This is a genomic window from Vibrio sp. 3-2(1) (genome assembly GCF_963887575.1).
In the GTDB taxonomy this organism is placed as follows: domain Bacteria; phylum Pseudomonadota; class Gammaproteobacteria; order Enterobacterales; family Vibrionaceae; genus Vibrio; species Vibrio anguillarum.
Map to the genome: position 1 here is coordinate 35512 of NZ_CAWPGB010000063.1, position 20263 is coordinate 55774.

22 protein-coding genes and 4 tRNA genes are annotated in these 20263 nt (G+C 46.5%); 5 read left to right on the top strand and 21 right to left on the bottom strand.

The genetic code is table 11. The features are described 5' to 3' along the window. Positions 1-272 precede the first annotated feature (272 nt). From AACQ79_RS15750 to mutY, 7 genes are all read right to left on the bottom strand, one after another. Positions 273-348: transfer RNA gene (locus AACQ79_RS15750), tRNA-Asn, on the bottom strand. 36 nt (positions 349-384) lie between these two features. Then, a tRNA-Phe gene (locus AACQ79_RS15755) sits at positions 385-460 on the bottom strand. 6 nt (positions 461-466) lie between these two features. Continuing rightward, positions 467-542, bottom strand: a tRNA-Thr gene (locus AACQ79_RS15760). Between the two features lie 55 nt (positions 543-597). Continuing rightward, a tRNA-Phe gene (locus AACQ79_RS15765) sits at positions 598-673 on the bottom strand. A 106-nt stretch (positions 674-779) separates the two neighbouring features. Further along, positions 780-1910, bottom strand: coding sequence for a membrane-bound lytic murein transglycosylase MltC (gene mltC, locus AACQ79_RS15770; protein WP_094166178.1), 1131 nt, complete (start codon positions 1908-1910; stop codon positions 780-782). 78 nt (positions 1911-1988) lie between these two features. After that, positions 1989-2261, bottom strand: a complete 273-nt coding sequence (locus AACQ79_RS15775) for an oxidative damage protection protein (protein WP_010320634.1) — start codon at positions 2259-2261, stop codon at positions 1989-1991. Between the two features lie 21 nt (positions 2262-2282). After that, positions 2283-3338 (bottom strand): A/G-specific adenine glycosylase, encoded by a 1056-nt coding sequence (gene mutY, locus AACQ79_RS15780; protein WP_013857828.1) that lies wholly within the window; start codon positions 3336-3338, stop codon positions 2283-2285. A 175-nt stretch (positions 3339-3513) separates the two neighbouring features. Here mutY and trmB point away from each other — a divergent pair, with 175 nt between their 5' ends. Together trmB and glsB are read left to right on the top strand one after the other, a co-directional pair. Beyond that, positions 3514-4233, top strand: coding sequence for a tRNA (guanosine(46)-N7)-methyltransferase TrmB (gene trmB / locus AACQ79_RS15785; protein ID WP_026027213.1), 720 nt, complete (start codon positions 3514-3516; stop codon positions 4231-4233). 143 nt (positions 4234-4376) lie between these two features. Further along, the gene (gene glsB / locus AACQ79_RS15790) at positions 4377-5297 is read left to right on the top strand and encodes a glutaminase B (protein WP_026028230.1); all 921 of its coding nucleotides are present in this window, start codon (positions 4377-4379) and stop codon (positions 5295-5297) included. An 83-nt stretch (positions 5298-5380) separates the two neighbouring features. Here the strand turns inward: glsB and hemW are convergent, their stop codons facing one another. From hemW to AACQ79_RS15825, 7 genes are all read right to left on the bottom strand, one after another. Beyond that, positions 5381-6538 carry a radical SAM family heme chaperone HemW gene (hemW, locus tag AACQ79_RS15795; protein WP_094150988.1) on the bottom strand — a complete coding sequence of 386 codons (1158 nt, stop codon included), beginning with the start codon at positions 6536-6538 and terminating at the stop codon, positions 5381-5383. Continuing rightward, positions 6538-7137, bottom strand: a complete 600-nt coding sequence (locus AACQ79_RS15800; RefSeq protein ID WP_017042394.1) for an XTP/dITP diphosphatase — start codon at positions 7135-7137, stop codon at positions 6538-6540. The genes hemW and AACQ79_RS15800 overlap by 1 nt, the downstream gene beginning before the upstream one ends. Before the next feature lie 12 nt (positions 7138-7149). Further along, a complete protein-coding gene (locus tag AACQ79_RS15805; RefSeq protein WP_170899356.1) occupies positions 7150-7581 on the bottom strand; it encodes a DUF4426 domain-containing protein in 432 nt (143 codons plus the stop codon). Between the two features lie 42 nt (positions 7582-7623). Next, entirely contained in the window at positions 7624-7914 is a 291-nt protein-coding gene (gene yggU, locus AACQ79_RS15810; RefSeq protein WP_088720811.1) for a DUF167 family protein YggU, read from the bottom strand. Continuing rightward, positions 7914-8471: a YggT family protein gene (locus tag AACQ79_RS15815; protein ID WP_010320643.1), complete on the bottom strand. Its 558-nt coding sequence runs from the start codon at positions 8469-8471 to the stop codon at positions 7914-7916. Before AACQ79_RS15815 ends, yggU begins: the two co-directional genes overlap by 1 nt. A 70-nt stretch (positions 8472-8541) precedes the next feature. After that, positions 8542-9360 carry a pyrroline-5-carboxylate reductase gene (proC, locus tag AACQ79_RS15820; protein WP_096036776.1) on the bottom strand — a complete coding sequence of 273 codons (819 nt, stop codon included), beginning with the start codon at positions 9358-9360 and terminating at the stop codon, positions 8542-8544. A gap of 61 nt (positions 9361-9421) precedes the next feature. Further along, on the bottom strand, positions 9422-10123 hold the full coding sequence (locus AACQ79_RS15825) for a YggS family pyridoxal phosphate-dependent enzyme (RefSeq protein WP_170899357.1): 702 nt from the start codon (positions 10121-10123) through the stop codon (positions 9422-9424). Positions 10124-10148: 25 nt separating this feature from the next. On the opposite strand from AACQ79_RS15825, the gene AACQ79_RS15830 reads away from it, so the two are divergent. After that, positions 10149-11186 carry a type IV pilus twitching motility protein PilT gene (locus tag AACQ79_RS15830; RefSeq protein WP_013857819.1) on the top strand — a complete coding sequence of 346 codons (1038 nt, stop codon included), beginning with the start codon at positions 10149-10151 and terminating at the stop codon, positions 11184-11186. Positions 11187-11196: 10 nt separating this feature from the next. Continuing rightward, positions 11197-12303 carry a PilT/PilU family type 4a pilus ATPase gene (locus AACQ79_RS15835; protein ID WP_017048293.1) on the top strand — a complete coding sequence of 369 codons (1107 nt, stop codon included), beginning with the start codon at positions 11197-11199 and terminating at the stop codon, positions 12301-12303. A gap of 83 nt (positions 12304-12386) precedes the next feature. On the opposite strand, the gene ruvX is transcribed toward AACQ79_RS15835, so the two are convergent. The 7 genes from ruvX to metK all read right to left on the bottom strand — a co-directional run bounded on the left by ruvX (position 12387) and on the right by metK (position 17876). Continuing rightward, a complete protein-coding gene (gene ruvX, locus AACQ79_RS15840; RefSeq protein ID WP_010320648.1) occupies positions 12387-12815 on the bottom strand; it encodes a Holliday junction resolvase RuvX in 429 nt (142 codons plus the stop codon). A gap of 82 nt (positions 12816-12897) precedes the next feature. Further along, positions 12898-13461: a YqgE/AlgH family protein gene (locus tag AACQ79_RS15845; RefSeq protein WP_170899358.1), complete on the bottom strand. Its 564-nt coding sequence runs from the start codon at positions 13459-13461 to the stop codon at positions 12898-12900. Positions 13462-13507: 46 nt separating this feature from the next. Beyond that, positions 13508-14461 carry a glutathione synthase gene (gshB, locus tag AACQ79_RS15850; protein ID WP_170899359.1) on the bottom strand — a complete coding sequence of 318 codons (954 nt, stop codon included), beginning with the start codon at positions 14459-14461 and terminating at the stop codon, positions 13508-13510. A 13-nt stretch (positions 14462-14474) separates the two neighbouring features. Further along, positions 14475-15206: a 16S rRNA (uracil(1498)-N(3))-methyltransferase gene (gene rsmE / locus AACQ79_RS15855; protein WP_013857814.1), complete on the bottom strand. Its 732-nt coding sequence runs from the start codon at positions 15204-15206 to the stop codon at positions 14475-14477. A 108-nt stretch (positions 15207-15314) separates the two neighbouring features. Further along, on the bottom strand, positions 15315-16022 hold the full coding sequence (gene endA / locus AACQ79_RS15860) for a deoxyribonuclease I (RefSeq protein WP_170899360.1): 708 nt from the start codon (positions 16020-16022) through the stop codon (positions 15315-15317). A gap of 131 nt (positions 16023-16153) precedes the next feature. After that, on the bottom strand, positions 16154-16654 hold the full coding sequence (locus AACQ79_RS15865; RefSeq protein ID WP_019282289.1) for a SprT family zinc-dependent metalloprotease: 501 nt from the start codon (positions 16652-16654) through the stop codon (positions 16154-16156). Between the two features lie 67 nt (positions 16655-16721). Further along, positions 16722-17876, bottom strand: a complete 1155-nt coding sequence (gene metK / locus AACQ79_RS15870; protein WP_026027375.1) for a methionine adenosyltransferase — start codon at positions 17874-17876, stop codon at positions 16722-16724. A 329-nt stretch (positions 17877-18205) separates the two neighbouring features. Here metK and tkt point away from each other — a divergent pair, with 329 nt between their 5' ends. Next, positions 18206-20215: a transketolase gene (tkt, locus tag AACQ79_RS15875; RefSeq protein WP_170899361.1), complete on the top strand. Its 2010-nt coding sequence runs from the start codon at positions 18206-18208 to the stop codon at positions 20213-20215. Positions 20216-20263 lie beyond the last annotated feature (48 nt).

A 20263-nucleotide genomic window follows, 5' to 3' on the forward strand; every position in this document is an offset into this window, starting at 1 on the left:
CCATTTTCGTTAAAAATTAGTGTCAGATTAGATAGGGAAAGAGGCGTTGAAAAGAAAATAGGAGCTTTGAATGGAGCAAATAGCGAATAAAAGCGCGTTGAAAAACACACGTTTATCCGCTTGGTTACACTAAAGGAGCAAACTCACCAGACTGGTTTTAGTTTTTGACGGAAAATGGACTGACCCATAATTCAATCGTTGTAGAGGTAGAGGGAATTGGATAAATATGACAGGTAATAAAAAAGCCAAGTCGTTAAACTTGGCTTTAAAAGTGGCTCCCCCTGCAAGACTTGAACTTGCGACATACGGATTAACAGTCCGCCGTTCTACCGACTGAACTAAGGGGGAATTATCTGTGTAAGTCTAAGACTTCGCACCAAATAATGGTGCCTCGAGGCGGAATCGAACCACCGACACGAGGATTTTCAATCCTCTGCTCTACCGACTGAGCTATCGAGGCAATAAATGGTGCCGACTACCGGAATCGAACTGGTGACCTACTGATTACAAGTCAGTTGCTCTACCTACTGAGCTAAGTCGGCGCACTTTATTTATTGCTTGCTGCTACTTTAACAAAAGCACCAACAATTTAATTTGTGGTGCCCGGAGGCGGAATCGAACCACCGACACGAGGATTTTCAATCCTCTGCTCTACCGACTGAGCTATCCGGGCAACGGAGCGCTATTAAACGGATTTTCCCTTCAATCGTCAACTGCTTTTTGGAAATATTTTGAAAAAACGGTTTGTTTGCTGCGAATTTAGACAAAGCTGCGCTTTTTTATCCACCTGCGTTAAATTCCTTTTTGAATTTTGTTACTTTTTCTAAGTACCTTCTCGATTCAGCATTAGGGTGTTTTTGGGTCAGCGCCCAATAGACTTGATTGGGTTGCAGTGAATTTAAGTCCCTCATCGCTCGTTTCCTATCTTTGCTAAAGGTATTCAGTACTCCTCCTGTGCCGCCGTTGTAGGCCGAAATCATACTGTATTCGAGTGACGTTGGATGGCTGACCTCTTTGAGGTAGCGGTTTTTCAGAATATAAAAATAGGCCGTTCCCGTATCAATATTTTTTTCGGGATCAAACAGATATTCAGGACTGGGCTCACCAGATTTATTTTTGACCAGTTTAAAAACATCTCGACCTGCGGTTTTAGGAACCACTTGCATCAGGCCATACGCATTGGCCCAACTGACGGCGTAGGGGTTAAAGCTACTTTCAGTTTTTATGATCGCGTAGATCAGATCTTCGGGAATGTTATATTTTTTCGAGGCTCGGTGCACGATGTCGGCGTATTTATAACCTCGTTTAGAGGCATGATCCGCTACCATAGGAATTTCCACATAGTAGGCTTTTTTGAAATCAACGTTCTTAACTTTTAATTTATTTTCAATAAGATAATCAGCAAATCGATTCGCGCGCCAACCCCACTGGATCGGTTGTTTATCTTGATCAAGCACTTGGTTGTACAAAAATGGCTGACCATTCAATTCGATATTTTGTGAAGAGAAAAGGTCAACGTGCGCTGGATCATCAGGCGTCAGTAAGGTGGTAATAATGGCATTGCGTAGGTGCTTTTTGGGGTCGGTTGGGGAAACCGTTTCGATAATGATGGTTCCTTCGGCAAAATTGACTTCGGAACGACTAAGGTAATTATCGATATATTTTACGTAGTTGCTTTTACCGGCCACTTTGATCTCTTTGCTGCCCCAGCGTTTTTCAATATTGCCAGAAAAACTGCCGATCAGTGCATCTAAGGCGGCGGTATCTTTGACAAATTGCCCGGGTAATTGCGCTAAGTTTTTGGCAAAACGGTTGGTCGGCTCATAATCGACGCTGTATATGCGTTCAACTAATTCTCGGCTACAACCGGCCAGTAGCATTGCAATAAAAAAGTAAGTCAGCTTTCTCATTATCTTCCCAATACAAAAATGACATCAGAGCGTTTACCATGATGTCATTGATTATCCTCGAAATAAATAAGGTATCTCTTATTTGCTTGGTGGCGTGTAGCCTTCGATATGGACCTCTTTTCCTTCAAATAGGAAGTTGGTCATTTCGGTTTCCAGCAATTTACGATGTTCAGGGTCCATCATATTGAGTTTTTTCTCGTTGATCAGCATGGTTTGCTTATGCTGCCATTGTGCCCAAGCCTCTTTTGAGATGTTGTCAAAAATACGTTTACCCAATTCACCTGGGTACAGTTGAAAATCCAAACCGTCGGCTTCTTTATTTAGTCGAGCACAAAATACAGTGCGGCTCATGGTCACTTCCTCTTCGGTGTTTTAAGGGTTAATTTCAAATGGAAGGCTTTCTAGCAACTGTTTTACAGGAGCGGCTAAGCCGATTTGTTCCGGTTGGGCTAAGTTATACCAAAGACCTTTGCTTGCTTCCATGATGATGTTCGGTTGTTGAGATAACTCCACCAAGATCGGTGTGATCTCTAAATGATAATGGCTAAACGTGTGGCGAAAAGCGATGAGTGGGCGAATAGAGCGGATAGCGCTCTCTTTGATGGCTCTGTGATCAAGTTGATCTTCGATGGCGCTATTGGGGTTTTCAGGGAAGCAAAATAATCCACCCCAAATTCCACTTTGAGGGCGCTGTTCTAACCATACTTGATGGTTATGGTGTAGCATCACAAACCAAGTTTGCTTGGTTGGTTTGTCTGTTTTTGGTTTTTTGCCCGGATAATCGAGTGGGTTATTTTGTTTATTGGCGATGCAAAAAGATTCAACTGGGCAGAGCGTGCATTTCGGTTTGCTGCGTGTGCAGACCATCGCCCCCATATCCATCATGGCTTGGTTATATTTATCAACATCTTGCGCTGGCGTATTTTGTTCGGCATGTTGCCACAACTGAGTTTCAACCTTTTTTTGCCCCGGCCAGCCTTCGACAGCAAAACAGCGGGCTAAAGTACGCTTTACGTTACCATCTAAAATGGCGTGCGGCTGCTTATAAACCGAAGAAAGCACCGCCGCAGCGGTTGAGCGGCCAATACCCGGTAGAGCATTCATCTGTTCGATATCAAGGGGAAACTCACCGCCATATTCGCTGGCCACTATTTTGGCTGCTTTGTGTAGATTGCGCGCACGCGCGTAATAACCAAGGCCGGTCCATAGGTGCAGTACCTCGTCTTGTTCTGCATTGGCTAAATCAATCACGGTTGGAAAACGTTGCATGAAGCGTTCGAAATAAGGGATTACCGTTGCGACTTGAGTTTGTTGGAGCATAATTTCCGACAGCCAAACGCTGTAGGCCGTTTTGTTTTGTTGCCACGGCAAATGTTTGCGCCCATAGGCGTCATACCATTTTAAAATGGCGTTAGCGAAAGGTGTCACGACAGGCTCTTTGGTTTATAGTTTTAGTGGAGCAAAATTGCACCACATAAATGTGACGTTGTAAAACGGACAAATTGTGTGGATTTATCCAACAAGTTTATTTCGATAACACTTGCACCGAGAATAATTCTTTGGATAATCCCCGCTTTGATTAATCAATGTGCAGGCAAGATCAATGAGTGAAGTAACCACCAACGAATATACCGAAGAAGGCAAAATACTGCGTCGAATCCGTAGTTTCGTTCGTCGTGAGGGTCGATTAACCAAAGGCCAAGAAGCGGCAATGAATGAATGTTGGCCAACAATGGGTATTGATTTCCAGCCACAATTGCTCGATTGGGCGGCGGTTTTTGGTAACGATAACCCGGTGGTTTTAGAAATCGGTTTTGGTATGGGCGCTTCATTAGTTGAAATGGCTAAAAATGCACCGCAAAAAAACTTCTTTGGTATTGAAGTGCATAGCCCAGGTGTTGGCGCCTGTTTGTCAGCCGCTCGTGATGCTGGCGTGACTAATTTACGCGTGATGTGCCATGATGCAGTGGAAGTATTTGAACACATGATCCCTGATGGCAGCCTGCATACACTGCAACTGTTCTTCCCTGATCCTTGGCATAAAAAACGTCACCATAAGCGCCGTATTGTGCAGTTAGAATTTGCGGAAATGGTGCGTCAAAAACTAAAAATGGAAGAGGGCATCTTTCATATGGCGACGGACTGGGAAAACTACGCTGAGCATATGATTGAAGTGATGAATCAAGCGCCGGGCTTTGCCAATATTGCCGCAGAAGGTGACTATATTCCTCGTCCAGAAGAGCGTCCTTTGACTAAATTTGAAGCGCGTGGTCACCGTTTAGGTCATGGTGTGTGGGATATCAAATATAAACGCACCGCGTAACGACTCACTTTTGTTGCTGCAACAAAATTAGCGATTAAAGAAAAGCCAACATTGTTGTAATGTTGGCTTTTTCGGCCTTAGCGCCCTACGAAAATCATTATAAAAATAGAGAAAAACATTTCTCACCCGAGGTAAGGTCACCCATGAAGCTAACACCCAATCTACTTGCTGATATTTTGTGTGAGGTTCGCCCACTGATCGGCAAAGGAAAAGTCGCCGATTACATTCCTGCTTTAGCCAAAGTACCGAATAACAAGCTGGCGATCGCGGTTTACACCAATCAAGGTGAAGTGATTTCGGCTGGAGATGCCACGGAAGGATTCTCAATTCAATCCATCTCTAAAGCTTTGAGCTTAACGCTCGCTATGATGCTTTATAAACCAGAAGAGCTATGGCTTCGTGTCGGAAAAGAACCTTCAGGCCAAGCGTTTAATTCGATGATCCAGCTTGAAATGGAGCAGGGCATTCCGCGTAACCCTTTTATCAATGCTGGAGCTATTGTGGTGGCGGATATGCTGCATAGCCGTTTATCAGCCCCTCGGCAGCGCTTACTGGAGTTTGTACGTCAGTTGTCGGGTGAAGAGGGCATCGTATACGACAAAGTGGTAGCGGCTTCAGAAATGATGCACAGCGATCGCAATGCCGCCATCGCCTATTTGATGCGATCGTTTGGTAATTTCGATAATGACGTTATCCCGGTCCTGCACAACTATTTTCACGCTTGTTCACTTAAAATGAGCTGTGTTCAATTAGCGAAAACCTTCAGTTATCTGGCGAATAAAGGGGTGTCCGTGCATACCAAGGAAGCGATAGTAACGCCGACACAAAGTAAGCAGATCAATGCCTTATTGGCTACTTGCGGTTTGTATGATGGCGCAGGAGAGTTCGCTTATCGTGTTGGCATGCCGGGTAAATCGGGCGTAGGTGGCGGTATTATTGCTGTTGTTCCTGGGGAGATGACGATTGCGGTTTGGTCGCCAGAGCTTGATGCGTCAGGTAATTCTTTAGCGGGCACTAAGATGTTAGAACTCTTGGCTGAGCGTATTGGTCGCTCTATCTTTTAAGTTCAATATTTTCTGACAGCCCGTGTTTTTGGCAAAAGATTGGCTACCGATTAGGTTAGCCAATCTCTGTTGGGTTTATCTTTTTAGTCGTCAGCCATAAAGGCTTCGAGCAAGTCATTAAGAAACAGTTTTCCTTTTTCTGTGATTTGCCAGTGACTTTCGGTTTGCGTTAAATAGTGTTCGGCTAGTGCCCAATCTATCGTTGGTTGAATAACGCTTAAACTTAATCCAGTTGTTTCAACAAAGTCTTGTTTCGGACAAGGTTCCATCAAGCGAAAGCGGTTCATGAAGAATTCAAAAGGGCGATCCGCAGCGGCGACTTCAAATTCGTCATCCAAGTAAGGTTTGAGTAAATTGAGATAGCCACGCGGATGCTTCACCTTAGTGGTGCGTACAATACGCCCATCGTTAAAGCTGAGCTTGCCATGCGCGCCACAACCAATCCCCAGATAATCACCAAAGCGCCAGTAATTTAAGTTGTGTTGGCATTGATAGCCGGGTTTGCTATAGCCAGAAATTTCATATTGCACGTACCCAGCGGCGGCCAATTTTTGGTGACCCAGCTCAAAAATATCCCACAGCGCGTCATCATCTGGCAAAGTAGGCGGTTTAAAGTAGAAAACCGTATTAGGTTCAATGGTCAGTTGATACCAAGAAAGATGAGGCGGGTTTAGTGCAATCGCTTTGTCTAAATCGGCCAGCGCTTGTTCACAGTTTTGATCGGGTAAGCCATGCATCAAATCTAAGTTGAAGCTGTTTAAGCCAATTTGATGAGCTAATTGAGCGGCATTAACCGCTTCTTGTTGACCATGAATTCGCCCTAAACGTGCCAGTTTTTGTGGCTCAAAACTTTGTACACCAATCGAGATGCGCGTCACCCCTGCTTGTCGATATCCAACAAAACGGTCAGCTTCTACCGTGCCCGGGTTGGCCTCCATAGTGATTTCAATCCCAGGCTTAAACGCAATACGCGCTTCAATGCCTTGTAGCAGGCGAGCAATACCTTCAGCAGAAAAAAGACTCGGTGTACCACCGCCAATAAAAATGGAATGCAATGGGCGAGGATGGTCTGTAAGGCGGTATTTGGCGATATCGGTATCGAGATCCTCCAATAGCGCATCAATGTATTCACGTTCAGGAATATCGTGCTTTAGCGCGTGAGAGTTAAAATCACAATAGGGGCATTTTTGTACACACCACGGGATGTGCACGTACAAACTCAGCGCGGGTGGTTGCAACATTATGAATTTTGCTCGCTTAAGGTTTTAAATAGCATTTTTAGCGCTTTGCCACGATGTGAAAGCTGCTTTTTACGTGCAGGTAGCAGTTCTGCTGAAGCGCAGTTATCTTCAGGGACAAAGAAGATCGGATCATAACCAAAACCGTTACTGCCGTGAGCTTGGTGCAAGATGCGACCTTGCCACGTACCATGGCAGACCAATGGTGTTGGGTCATTTTCGTGACGCATGAAAACCAGCACGCAATGAAAACGAGCGGTGCGTTGTTCGTCTGGTACACCTTCCATCGCCGCTAATAATTTTTCTAGGTTTTGTTGGTCACTGGCATTTTCACCAGCGTAGCGCGCCGAGTAAATTCCCGGAGCACCTTGCAGATAATCCACTTCTAAGCCGGAGTCATCGGCAATCGCAGGTAAGCCAGTGATTTTGGCAGCATGCCGTGCTTTGATGATCGCATTTTCAATAAAGGTGGTGCCAGTCTCTTCGGCTTCTGGGACGTTTAATTCTGTTTGCGCCACCACATCAAAACCGAAATCAACCAGCAGATCAGCCATTTCGCGCACTTTGCCTTGGTTTCCTGTGGCTAATACTATTTTTTTCATTGCACTATTTCTCTATTCTTCGACGTAGAATTTTTGGGTGAATTTAAGCTTACCGGTACCTTTTAAGCCCGCATCAACCTCAATGTCAAAACTCAAATTCTCTTCATTAGTAATGGGGAATTCAGCGAGGTAATAAATCGCGTTGCCCTCTTTGAATTGTTTAAATTCAAGTTCACGTACCTGACCGATTAGGTTTTTCGCATTGCCTTTGAGTATCGCTTCCATAGCTGGTTTACCTAAGGACGAGTTATCTAATACGCTGATGTTTAAAATAGCCGAGTAACCATTGCGTTTTAGCTGATAACTGCGCGCCACTTGTGGCGTTAAAAATGTTGAGTTGAAGGCAGAGTAGTGAACTTCAACATTCTTGATGGTTTGAAACTGCTCGGCGAGTGTGGGTAGCGAAATAAAGGCTATAACAAACGCTATCATCCATTTACGCATGTGGTGCTCCTTACAAAACAGAGTGGGCTAAATAAAAAGCCATCACAAGATGGCTTCAATCGGCTGTGGTATCACGTGAGGTGAATGAATTCGGACTTGTTTATGACGTCCCAATTCCCCTTTTTCTATCTCGATTAAACCTTTGGCGACTTTAAATTGTTTAGCCAAGAATTTGGTTAAATGCGCGTTGGCTTTGCCATCAACAGGCGGTGCGGTGATGGCAATTTTGAGCTCTTCACCATGCAAGCCGACGATACTATCGCGGCTTGCTTTGGGTTGGATGTAGAGTTTGAGGATTAGATCCTCTCCCTCTTGCCAAACAGCAGATGACATTACAACTGATACCATACTGGGCCAATAAAATCGCCCATTAGGAAGTTAGCAAACTGCAGCACAATAAACAGCACCAATACACTTAAATCAAAACCACCCATCGCTGGTAGGATACGGCGGATCGGCGCAAGCATCGGCTCGGTTAATTGATGAAATACGTATTCAATCGGGCTGCGGCCTTGGCTAACCCAACTAAGAATAGCGCGGATCAACAGCACCCAGAACAGTAAACCGCCAGCGGCTTTGACTAACGAGAGTAAGCCTAAGAATAAAAAGTAGACGCTAAAACTAACTGCACCACCTGATGCCACCAGCATTAAGGCAATAAATTTCAATACGCACAGCACGTACGCAAAGAGAACCGTGGCCAAATCTAGGCTACCAATGGATGGAATCGCTCGGCGCAGTGGGCCAACCACAGGTTGTGTTGCTTTGACGATAAACTGGGAGAATGGGTTATAGAAATCGGCACGCGCTGCTTGTAACCAGATACGTAAAATTACGACCATGATGTACAGATCAAACAGGGTGGAGATCAAAAAACTCATTGAATTCATAGCTAGCCCTTAATATGAGTAGAGTGTCGTTTGCGCTTTTGCGCTATAGCTTAGTGAAACGCCACTAGGATTAAAACAGTTTTTCCATTTCTTGTGCACGAGTTACGGCCGCTTGCATCGCTTGTGCAACGATATTGGCAAGCTGATGCTCGTTAAAGGTGCGAATCGCCTCGGCGGTGGTGCCGCCTTTGGAGGTCACTTGTTCACGCAATGTCGAGAGTTCAATCTCAGGGTTTGCCACCACCATTTCGGCTGCGCCTAACGCCGCTTGTTGTACTAACAAACGGGCCGTTTCTTTATCAAAGCCTTGAGCGATGGCTTCATTTTGCATCGCTTCCATAAACAAAAAGAAGTAGGCAGGCGCACTGCCTGCGGCGGCGATGATGCCATTAATGGCGGACTCGTTTTCAACCCAGCACACTTCACCAACGGCTTGTAGCAATTGTGCGGTAAAGCGTTTGTCTTGCTCTGATACGCTTGGAGTGGCAAATAGACCGCTCATGCCTCGATTGATCAGCGAAGGTGTATTGGGCATGGCGCGTACTAGTTGCAGTTCGGTCGCCAGCATCTCATTAAGGCGCGCCGCAGAAACACCTGCTGCAATGGAGATCACCAACTTATTTCTAAAATCAATGGATTGCAAAGGTTGACAGACACTGGCCATCAACTGCGGTTTGACCGCCAGTACCACCACATCGGCTTGCTGCGCTGCGGCAAGATTATCGCTGGTGGTGTGAATGCCATAAGCACTTTCCAGTGGTTTGCGTCTTGTTTCTGACGGTGCGGTCGCGGTAATTCTATCAGATGGATAACCGCTGGCGACTAAGCCTGCAATAATTGCTTTGGCCATATTGCCTGCACCGATAAAAGTGATGTTTCTCTGCTGCATCTGCTGACCTCTAATTGCTTGTCGCTGATTGATTATTATGTGGTTGATAGTTAAGCCAGTGCTAAGCGTAATCACGCGCACCAAAAATAGCGGTGCCGATCCTCACCATAGTGCTACCAGCTTCAATCGCCGCTTGCATGTCACCACTCATGCCCATTGAGAGCGTATCTAACCCTGAAAAACGTTCAGACAATTGCGCTTGTAAGCTCGCCAGTTTTTGAAATGCGGCAAGTTGCGCAGCGTAATCGGGGACATTCTCAGGAATAGACATCAGTCCTCTTAACGTGAGGTTGGGTAGCGCGGATATCAACTCTGCCAACTCAACTATTTCGTGTTCACCAATGCCCGATTTCGAGCTTTCGCCGCTGGTGTTGACTTGAATCAAGATCTGTAGTGGTGGCATGCCCGCTGGGCGTTGATCATTTAAACGCTGGGCAATTTTACTTCGATCCACCGTATGCACCCAAGCAAAGTTCTCGGCCACAATGCGCGATTTATTGGACTGAATTGGGCCGATAAAGTGCCATTCTAAATCCAGTTCGGGGTGCAAGGTATTGAAGTATTGAACTTTATCCGCGCCCTCTTGCACATAGTTTTCACCAAATAAACGTTGCCCAGCGCGCGCTGCTTCTAGAATCGCCTCGACAGGTTTGGTCTTACTGACCGCTAAAAGTTGCACTCTCTCTCGAGCGCGTCCACACTTTTGTTGTGCACTTTCAATTTGTGAAGTGATCTGTTCAATGTTTTGTTGAATACTACTCATAGCCTGACTTTACTAAGGAAATTAAATGGATATCGCTGAGCTACTGGATTTTAGTGTAAAGCACAACGCTTCGGATCTACACCTATCTGCAGGTGTTCCACCTATGGTACGGATAGATGGTGAAGTAAGAAAGCTCGGAGTGCCTGCTTTTACTCATGCTGACGTGCATCGTTTGATTTTTGAGATCATGAACGATGCTCAGCGTAGTGAATTTGAAGAGAAACTGGAAGTGGATTTCTCATTTGAGCTGCCTAATGTAGGGCGTTTTCGTGTCAATGCTTTCCATCAATCTCGTGGCTGCTCTGCGGTTTTTCGGACGATTCCTACGGTGATCCCAACCTTGGAAGAACTACAAGCGCCTGACATTTTTAATAAAATCGCCAATTATGAGAAAGGATTGGTGCTGGTGACTGGGCCAACAGGGTCGGGTAAGTCGACCACACTGGCAGCAATGGTTGATTACATTAATTCTCATCACAACAAACACATTTTAACCATTGAAGACCCCATTGAGTTTGTGCATAGCAACAATAAATGTTTGGTTAACCAACGTGAAGTACACCGAGATACCCACAGTTTTAAAGCGGCTCTACGCTCGGCGCTGCGCGAAGATCCGGATGTAATCTTGGTCGGTGAGCTGCGCGATCAAGAAACCATCAGCTTGGCGTTAACCGCGGCTGAAACCGGGCATTTAGTGTTTGGCACGTTACATACCAGCTCTGCGGCGAAAACCATCGACCGGATCATTGATGTGTTTCCCGGTAGTGATAAAGAGATGGTTCGTTCAATGCTCTCTGAATCATTGCGAGCCGTGATTGCGCAAAAGTTGCTAAAACGTTTAGGTGGGGGCCGCGTCGCATGTCATGAAATTATGCTTGCCACTCCTGCGATTCGTAACTTGATCCGCGAGGATAAGGTTGCGCAGATGTATTCCATCATCCAAACGGGTGCGGCACATGGCATGCAAACCATGGAACAGAATTCCAAACAGTTGATTGCGCAAGGTATTGTCGATCAAGAAGAAGTGCAGAAAAAACTGGAAGTCAATTCATCACCATTTTAAGAGAGAGCTCATGGAACTGAACCAATGTCTTGAGGGTATGTTGACTCAAAAAGCTTCCGACTTGTACCTCACCGTAGGAGCGCCAGTGTTATTTCGCGTCGATGGAGAGTTAAGAGCTCATGGCGAAAAGTTATCCCAAACGCAGGTGATGGCGTTGTTAGATGCCATGATGGATGAGGATCGCCGCCGTGAATTTCAACGTACACGTGAAGCCAATTTTGCAGTGGTGAGAGAGATTGGCCGCTTTCGTGTCAGTGCTTTTTTCCAACGTGAGCTGCCCGGTGCGGTGATCCGCCGCATTGAAACTCATATCCCCACTTTTGAAGAATTAAAGTTACCGGGCGTGTTGCAAGATCTCTCGATTGCAAAGCGTGGGCTGGTGCTGGTGGTCGGCGCGACGGGGTCGGGCAAATCGACCACCATGGCGGCCATGACGGGTTATCGTAACTCGCACCGAACTGGGCATATTTTAACAGTGGAAGATCCGATTGAGTTTGTGCATGAGCATCAGCGTTGCATTGTGACCCAGCGAGAAGTGGGGTTGGATACCGAGAGTTACGAAGTGGCGCTGAAAAACTCGCTGCGCCAAGCCCCTGATATGATTTTAATTGGTGAGATCCGTTCACGTGAAACGATGGAATATGCGATGACCTTTGCCGAGACTGGTCATTTATGTATGGCAACGTTACATGCTAACAATGCCAACCAAGCGCTTGAGCGAATTTTGCATTTGGTCCCTAAAGAGCAAAAAGAGCAGTTTTTATTTGATCTGTCGATGAACCTCAAAGGCGTCGTGGGGCAGCAGTTGATCCGCGATAAAAATGGCAAGGGACGACATGGTGTGTTTGAGATTCTACTCAACAGTCCTCGAATTTCCGATTTGATCCGCCGCGGTGATCTGCACGAATTGAAAGCGACGATGGGCAAATCAAAAGAAGTGGGGATGCAGACTTTTGACCAAGCACTGTATCAACTGGTCGTTGAGGACAAAATCAGTGAACAAGATGCACTGCACAGCGCTGACTCGGCTAACGATTTACGTTTAATGTTAAAAACAAAGCGTGGCGAAGGGATCAGCAGTGGCACATTGGATAACGTGCAGATTGATATGGAATAGTCGCAGTTTAAGACGAACAATCCCGAACTCGATTCGGGATTGTGCTGCATCGCTGTATTAAAGTTAAGTTGCGTGAGGTTAAGTTACGCGCCCCATTGCGCTTCAAACCAGCTCTCTAAGATCACTACAGCTGATTGGCAATCGACATTGCCTTTGCTCAGTGCTTTGTAGCCGCCCATGGCAAATAAGTCGGCGCGCGCTTCCCGGGTTGAAAGCCGTTCGTCATGCATCTCGACGGGTAAGCCAAAGCGCCCGTGTAAACGCTGCGCAAATTTTTTGGCTCGCGGAGTAATGGTTTCCAACGCTTTGCCGTGCAAATCTGTTGGTAGCCCTACCACCAATAAATGGGGTTGCCACTCTTTGATCTGCTTTTCGATCTCTTGCCAATGTGGAATTCCGTCATTGGCTTTAAAGGCTTTAAGTGGCGATGCGGTGCCTGTAACTTCTTGGCCAATCGCACTGCCGATGCTTTTGGTGCCAAAGTCAAAAGCCATAATGGTTCTGGATGTCATAATCAGTATCTTGAATGGTGCAATAAAGGCTCTAAAAAGGAGCGTTACCTAGTTAGAGCCGTCAAGGTTAGAGCCGTAAAAGTTAAGCATGCCCAGCTTGCGCTGAGAGTTGGATGGGATCAATGCCGAGTTTTTTAATCGCCTGATTCCACTTATCGTTAATGGGCGTATTAAAGATAACATCTGGATCGGCCTCAATGGTTAACCAAGAATTTTCAGCCAGCTCTAACTCAAGCTGACCCGGCTCCCAGCCTGAATAACCCAGAGCCACAAGATAGTGACTTGGTTCGGCATCCGTGCCCAGTACCGCTAAAATATCTTTCGATGTGGTGACGGCAATGTCATCGCTCATACGGATGCTGGATTCATAATGATCTTTCGGTCGATGTAGGATAAAACCGCGATCTTCAGAAACAGGACCGCCATTCAATACAGGTCTTTTTAGGCTATCAAGTTGAAGCTTCGGGTAGCTTGGCTCAACATCGACTTGGTTTAACATGCCGCCCACGGTGATATCAATTGGCACATTAATCATCAAGCCCATCGCCCCTTCTTCATTGTGCTCACAGATGTAAATAACACTGTGCTTGAAGTAAGGGTCTCTCATACTTGGCATGGCGACTAAAAAATGATTTGTAAGATTCATACTGCCTCCAACCTATCGCAAATTACTGGGCAAGAGTTTGCCCAGTTCAGCATGACTTGTTGATTCGACGCTCAATCGCGTCCATCAACTTACCGGTAATTGAGATATCAAAGGCGGCCTCTATTTCACGAATACACGTAGGGCTCGTCACGTTGATCTCAGTGAGCTTGTCGCCAATAACGTCAAGTCCGACAAAGATTAAGCCTTTTTCTTTCAATGTTGGAGCAATAGTTTGAGCAATTTTTTTATCGGTTTCGCTTAGCGGACGCGCTTCACCACGGCCACCAGCTGCCAAATTGCCACGGGTTTCACCTTGTGCCGGAATTCGCGCTAGGCAGTAAGGCATTGGTTCACCATCGACCACTAAAATACGTTTATCACCGTTGTTGATGTCAGGTACAAAAGTTTGCGCCATACAGTAGTTTTGGCCGTGGTTAGTTAATGTTTCGATAATGACAGATACGTTTGGATCACCCTCTTTAACGCGGAAGATAGATGCCCCGCCCATACCGTCTAACGGTTTTAAAATCACATCACCATGTTGCGCGCGGAAGGCTTTAATTTTTTCCGCTTTACGCGTCACTATGGTGGTTGGCGTTAGTTCAGGGAACCATGCCGTAAACAGTTTCTCATTGCAGTCACGTAAGCTTTGCGGCTTATTGACGATTAATGTTCCTGCTTCTTCTGCTCGTTCTAGAATGTAGGTTGCGTAGATATATTCAGTGTCAAACGGCGGATCTTTACGCATCAACACTGCATCGAGATCAGCCAGTGGAATAGTTTGCTCAGATAAAAACTCATACCAACCGTTCGGATCTTCTTTCAATGTCACCACTTTGGTATCGGCAAAAGCGACACCTTGATCTAAGTGTAGATCATTCATCTCCATATAGTGGATTTCATAACCACGACGCTGCGCTTCTAGCAACATGGCAAAGCTGGAATCTTTTTTGATGTTAATGGACGAGATAGGGTCCATGACGATACCAAGTTTAATCATTGTTTTTCTCCGGTTAGCCAAGATCGCCAAAGCGAACTTGAAGAGCAGTAATAGCCGTTAAGGCCGCAGTTTCAGTACGCAGTACGCGTGGGCCTAGCAAGGTTTCTTCAAAATGGTACTGTTCAGTCATGCTAATTTCTGATTCTGATAAGCCCCCTTCAGGGCCAATCAACAAACGGACTTTATTGATGGGTTGAGGCAGGGTATTAATCGAATACTTCGCACGTGGATGTAAGTTGAGCTTGAGCGCATCACTGGGTTCGGCACACCACTCTTCCAACTGCATAATTGGGCGGATCAGCGGCACTATATTGCGGCCGCACTGCTCACAAGCGCTGATTGCAATTTTTTGCCACTGTTCAAGTTTTTTCTCAAAACGTTTGGCATCTAATTTCACGCCGCAACGTTCAGAAATCAAAGGCGTGATGGTATTGACGCCAAGTTCGACCGATTTTTGAATGGTGAACTCCATTTTGTCTCCACGCGAGATCACCTGCCCAAGGTGTAAATTAAGAGGCGATTCACAGCTGCTTTCGACTCTTTTCAACACATTGACCAGCACATTTTTTTTGCTGACCTCGGTAATTTCCGCTGGGAATTCCGCGCCACTGCCATCAAAAAGCAGTACTTCTTGGCCCGCTTGCATGCGTAACACCCGGCCAATATGCCCAGCCGCATCATCATTGAGAGCAATAATGCTTGAGGGTTGAAGAGGAGTCGGATGATAAATTCTAGGGATACGCATGGATAGTTCCTACCTGACGTTTAATAGCCATTAACATGGATGCTTTACACTGAAAAAACAAGGGGCAAGGGCGAGTTTCAATCACGAAAATGGCCCACAAAAAGTACCTTATGAACGGCACTGTTGCTGCACAAATGGGTTGTGGTTGCCTTGAACTTTGGCAATTCGCTGATCGCGTTTGCATTCCCACTCATCGGCTGGGTATTGGCGATTCCAAGCTTGCATTAGTTGTGTTTGGGACTTGGATAACTGAAAGCCATAGTTTTGGCTCATGTACAGATAGGTACGAGCAATTGAGCCACGTGCTCTATCGGGTGGCATGACTTTGCGTTGTTTAAAATCGACCTGCATTTCACAACGGCCATAGCTTTCACCCTCTACGCCATTCCACTGACTGAAATTGTAGTTTGAACGGTCACCGTTGACTTCGCCAATCGCCGGCGTCAGGTTGTGGAGGTCAGCTTCCATCGAACGAAAAATAGTATCATTTTTGGTGCAATTTTTACGCCCACCTTGCTGCCAACACTGGCGCTGGTGGCCAAATTGCCAAGCAGGGACGACGTGTTCCCATTCAATACGGCTGGCGCGAGTTTGTTGTTTGCGAACTTGGTAACCACAAGTTTGTAAGTCGGGCGTGCCTTTCTTACCTTGCCATGCAATGTCACAACCGCAGTAAAAGCTCACTGGATGATCATGATAGATTTTCAATGCTTCTTTTTTAGCTTGAGAAAAGGAAGCGGGAGGCGCAGCTAGGGCACAAAACGAGAACAAAGCTAAGCTGCTATTCACAAGCAATAAGCGAAAATAGGGCATCATTTAGACTGATATAAGTATGGTTTTTATTAGTCTAACACTCAGATTAAAGAATAATAAATGATGTTTTTGTTGTTAATTGCAGGTGAGTGTAACCACTGCTGTGGATTCAAGTAGCAGCAACCAAAGTTTATTTAGGAAAGCTGCACGCCAGTAAAATGGAGCGTTTGTGCACAGTGTTGACAGCGGTAGGTGGCTTGATTGCGCATCACTTTATTGTGACGACGGACAGTGAGCGGATAATGCGCACAAGCGCAGTGATATTCAAAGGTTTTGCCTTGCACAGAAGAGACTTCAAAGCGATGAGTGGTATTGGCTGGTAAATGAAACACTTGATTCATCACCCCCTGCCACTCTTTACCGTGCGGACGAACGCGACCATAGCGCTGGTAGGTAATTAGGTGGGCGATTTCATGTGGGATCACTTCATCGAGAAAGGCGCGTTGATTTTCAGCAAACAGCACTGGATTCAGTCTGATTTCCCAACGTTGTAAATAAGCCTTACCTGCCGCCTTTCCCCGTAACTGATAGCTGATACTCGGCATAGGGAAGTCGTGTTGAAAATAGTGACGAGCGGTTGTGATGCACTGTTTTGCTTTTACTTGCGCGCGGTAATGTAGCTCAAAATTAGGCACAGATTCATTCCTAGAAAAAAGCCCTTGCGAATGAGCAAGGGCTTACAAATTTAAACTAGGTTGAAAATTACTTCAAGCCAGCAAAGTCACGCAGGATGGCGGCTTTGTCAGTCGCTTCCCAAGGAAACTCTTCACGGCCGAAGTGACCGTAAGCGGCGGTTTTCTTGTAGATCGGTTGCAGTAAATTGAGCATTTCTTGTAGGCCGTATGGGCGTAGGTCGAAGTGCTGGCGTACCGCTTCAATGATGATCTCTTGTGATACTTTCTCAGTACCAAAGGTTTCGACCATGATTGAGGTTGGATCTGCGATACCAATGGCGTATGACAACTGAATTTCACAGCGGTCAGCAAGGCCTGCCGCTACGATGTTTTTCGCTACATAACGCGCCGCGTAGGCTGCACTACGGTCTACTTTTGATGGATCTTTACCAGAGAATGCACCACCACCGTGACGCGCTGCGCCGCCGTAGGTATCAACAATGATCTTACGACCAGTTAAACCACAGTCACCCATTGGGCCGCCAATCACAAAACGACCAGTTGGGTTGATGAAGAATTTGGTCTCTTTGCTAAGCCACTCGGCTGGCAACACAGGCTTAATGATCTCTTCCATGACGCCTTCGCGTAGGTCAGCTGTCGAGATAGAGTCGCAATGTTGCGTTGAAAGAACGACTGCATCAATTCCGACAATTTTACCTTGGTCATATTGGAAGGTAACTTGAGATTTTGCATCAGGACGTAGCCAAGAAAGCGTGCCATTTTTACGCACTTCTGCTTGTTTTTGCATCAAGCGGTGAGCGTAGGTGATCGGTGCTGGCATCAGGATTTCAGTTTCGTTGGTCGCGTAACCGAACATAATACCTTGGTCACCGGCGCCTTGTTCTTTAGGATCGGCCTTATCAACACCTTGGTTGATATCAGGTGACTGTTTACCAATGGTATTCAAAACGGCGCAAGAATTGGCATCGAAACCCATCTCTGAGTTGACGTAACCAATTTCACGAACGGTTTGGCGAGTAAGCTCTTCAATGTCCACCCATGCAGAGGTAGTGATTTCACCACCAACCATGACCATGCCGGTTTTCACGTAAGTTTCACAAGCAACGCGCGCTTTGATGTCTTGTTCTAGAATCGCATCCAAAACTGCATCAGAAATTTGGTCTGCAATTTTATCTGGATGGCCTTCTGAAACGGATTCAGAAGTAAACAGGTGCTTAACCATGAGAGCTCCACTTTTAATCGTTGGACTATGGCAAGCTTCGCTCACCATCGTTATTCATTAGTTTATGTAGGTGTTTCTACATCTAGACGTCTATTCTAGTTTTGAATGGTCGAATTACAAGTTATTTTTACGCCTGTCTGTAAACCAAACGTTTGCTTAAATTTAGATGAAAAATTGGAGTTTGGTTTTTTATCCTAAAAATAAGCGCTAAAGAGCACTATTTCTCCAGTAAAACGTTTGCAGTGAGAAAAGTGCTTTGAGAGAATAGCCGCGCTATTTTCAGCCCATTTCCGTTAATTTGAATTCGCTTAATGCACTCAGGAGCAGACATGTTTTCCCGTAACCTTGTTTCTAATAAAGAACTCGCCAATGCCATCCGTGCTCTTAGTATGGACGGTGTTCAACAAGCTAACTCTGGTCACCCTGGTGCACCAATGGGTATGGCGGATATCGCTGAAGTGCTTTGGCGTAGCCACTTAAACCATAACCCACAAAACCCACAATGGGCTGACCGCGACCGTTTTGTGCTGTCAAACGGCCACGGCTCAATGCTGATTTACTCTTTATTGCACCTGAGCGGTTACGCGCTGTCGATTGATGATTTGAAAAACTTCCGTCAATTGCACTCAAAAACACCGGGTCACCCAGAATACGGTTACGCGCCGGGCATTGAAACCACCACGGGCCCACTAGGCCAAGGTATTACCAATGCGGTCGGCATGGCGATGGCTGAAAAAGCACTGGCGGCGCAGTTCAACAAACCGGGTCACGACATCGTTGACCACTTCACTTATGTATTCATGGGTGATGGCTGTTTGATGGAAGGCATCTCGCACGAGGCGTGTTCTCTGGCGGGCACTCTGGGCCTTGGCAAACTGATTGCGTTTTGGGATGACAACGGCATCTCTATCGATGGTCATGTGGAAGGCTGGTTCTCTGATGACACGCCAAAACGTTTTGAAGCGTACGGCTGGCATGTTATTGCTGCGGTTGATGGCCATAACGCTGAAGCGATTAATGCCGCGATTGAGGCTGCGAAAGCTGACCCTCGTCCAACCTTGATTTGCACCAAAACCATCATCGGTTTTGGCTCGCCAAACAAAGCGGGCTCACACGATTGTCACGGTGCCCCTTTAGGCGCTGAAGAAATCAAAGCGGCGCGTGAATTCTTGGGTTGGCCGCATGCACCTTTCCACATCCCTGCCGACATTTACGCGCAGTGGGATGCCAAAGAAGCTGGCCAAGCGAAAGAAACCGATTGGAACGCCAAGTTTGAAGCCTACGCCGCCGCTTACCCAGCCGAAGCCGCTGAGTTCAAACGTCGCGTAAATGGCGAGTTGCCAGCAGAATGGGAAGCGAAAGCGAGTCAAATTATTGCTGACCTTCAAGCTAACCCAGCCAATATTGCGTCACGTAAAGCGTCACAAAATGCGCTGGAAGCGTTTGGTAAAATGCTGCCAGAATTTATGGGCGGCTCGGCGGACTTGGCACCGTCTAACCTCACCATGTGGTCGGGCTCTCAATCGCTCACGGCGGAAGATTTCTCGGGTAACTACATTCATTACGGTGTGCGTGAATTCGGTATGACGGCCATCATGAACGGTATCGCGCTGCACGGTGGCTTCGTTCCTTACGGCGCAACCTTCCTGATGTTTATGGAATACGCCCGTAATGCAATGCGTATGGCCGCGCTGATGAAGATTCAGAACATCCAAGTCTACACCCATGACTCGATTGGCTTGGGTGAAGATGGCCCAACCCATCAACCGGTTGAGCAAGTGGCTTCACTGCGTTTGACACCGAACATGAGCACATGGCGTCCATGTGACCAAGTGGAATCAGCCGTCGCATGGAAGTTGGCGATTGAGCGTAAAGATGGCCCATCAGCGCTGATTTTCTCTCGTCAAAACCTCGCGCAGCAGCCACGCAGCGAAACGCAAGTTGCCGATATCGCGAAAGGTGGTTACATCCTGAAAGAGTGTGCAGGCCAGCCTGAGCTGATCCTGATTGCCACTGGCTCAGAAGTTGAACTGGCGGTGAAAGCCGCAGAGCAACTTACAGCCGAAGGTAAGAAAGTGCGCGTAGTTTCGATGCCATCGACCGATGCGTTTGATAAACAAGACGCAGCTTACCGCGAAGCCGTACTACCAGCCGCCGTGACTAAGCGTATTGCAATTGAAGCAGGCATCGCCGACTTCTGGTACAAGTACGTTGGTTTTGGCGGCAAGATCATCGGTATGACTACCTTTGGTGAGTCAGCACCGGCGGATCAATTGTTCAAAATGTTCGGCTTTACGACTGAAAACGTGGTGAAACAAGCGCAAGAGCTGCTTGCTTAAGTCGTTTAGTTTTAATGCAAAAGCCCAGCGAGTCATTCGCTGGGCTTT

Coding starts and splice junctions, on each gene's coding strand:
- AACQ79_RS15775 (WP_010320634.1), bottom strand. CDS start 2,261: ATGAGCCGCACTGTATTTTGTGCTCGACTAAATAAAGAAGCCGACGGT.
- ruvX (WP_010320648.1), bottom strand. CDS start 12,815: ATGACATCCAGAACCATTATGGCTTTTGACTTTGGCACCAAAAGCATC.
- AACQ79_RS15835 (WP_017048293.1), top strand. CDS start 11,197: ATGGAACTGAACCAATGTCTTGAGGGTATGTTGACTCAAAAAGCTTCC.
- tkt (WP_170899361.1), top strand. CDS start 18,206: ATGTTTTCCCGTAACCTTGTTTCTAATAAAGAACTCGCCAATGCCATC.
- rsmE (WP_013857814.1), bottom strand. CDS start 15,206: ATGCGTATCCCTAGAATTTATCATCCGACTCCTCTTCAACCCTCAAGC.
- yggU (WP_088720811.1), bottom strand. CDS start 7,914: ATGTCATCTGCTGTTTGGCAAGAGGGAGAGGATCTAATCCTCAAACTC.
- gshB (WP_170899359.1), bottom strand. CDS start 14,461: ATGATTAAACTTGGTATCGTCATGGACCCTATCTCGTCCATTAACATC.
- mltC (WP_094166178.1), bottom strand. CDS start 1,910: ATGAGAAAGCTGACTTACTTTTTTATTGCAATGCTACTGGCCGGTTGT.
- trmB (WP_026027213.1), top strand. CDS start 3,514: ATGAGTGAAGTAACCACCAACGAATATACCGAAGAAGGCAAAATACTG.
- AACQ79_RS15845 (WP_170899358.1), bottom strand. CDS start 13,461: ATGAATCTTACAAATCATTTTTTAGTCGCCATGCCAAGTATGAGAGAC.
- AACQ79_RS15815 (WP_010320643.1), bottom strand. CDS start 8,471: ATGAATTCAATGAGTTTTTTGATCTCCACCCTGTTTGATCTGTACATC.
- AACQ79_RS15825 (WP_170899357.1), bottom strand. CDS start 10,123: ATGAGTAGTATTCAACAAAACATTGAACAGATCACTTCACAAATTGAA.
- AACQ79_RS15805 (WP_170899356.1), bottom strand. CDS start 7,581: ATGCGTAAATGGATGATAGCGTTTGTTATAGCCTTTATTTCGCTACCC.
- AACQ79_RS15800 (WP_017042394.1), bottom strand. CDS start 7,137: ATGAAAAAAATAGTATTAGCCACAGGAAACCAAGGCAAAGTGCGCGAA.
- endA (WP_170899360.1), bottom strand. CDS start 16,022: ATGATGCCCTATTTTCGCTTATTGCTTGTGAATAGCAGCTTAGCTTTG.
- glsB (WP_026028230.1), top strand. CDS start 4,377: ATGAAGCTAACACCCAATCTACTTGCTGATATTTTGTGTGAGGTTCGC.
- proC (WP_096036776.1), bottom strand. CDS start 9,360: ATGCAGCAGAGAAACATCACTTTTATCGGTGCAGGCAATATGGCCAAA.
- AACQ79_RS15830 (WP_013857819.1), top strand. CDS start 10,149: ATGGATATCGCTGAGCTACTGGATTTTAGTGTAAAGCACAACGCTTCG.
- metK (WP_026027375.1), bottom strand. CDS start 17,876: ATGGTTAAGCACCTGTTTACTTCTGAATCCGTTTCAGAAGGCCATCCA.
- hemW (WP_094150988.1), bottom strand. CDS start 6,538: ATGTTGCAACCACCCGCGCTGAGTTTGTACGTGCACATCCCGTGGTGT.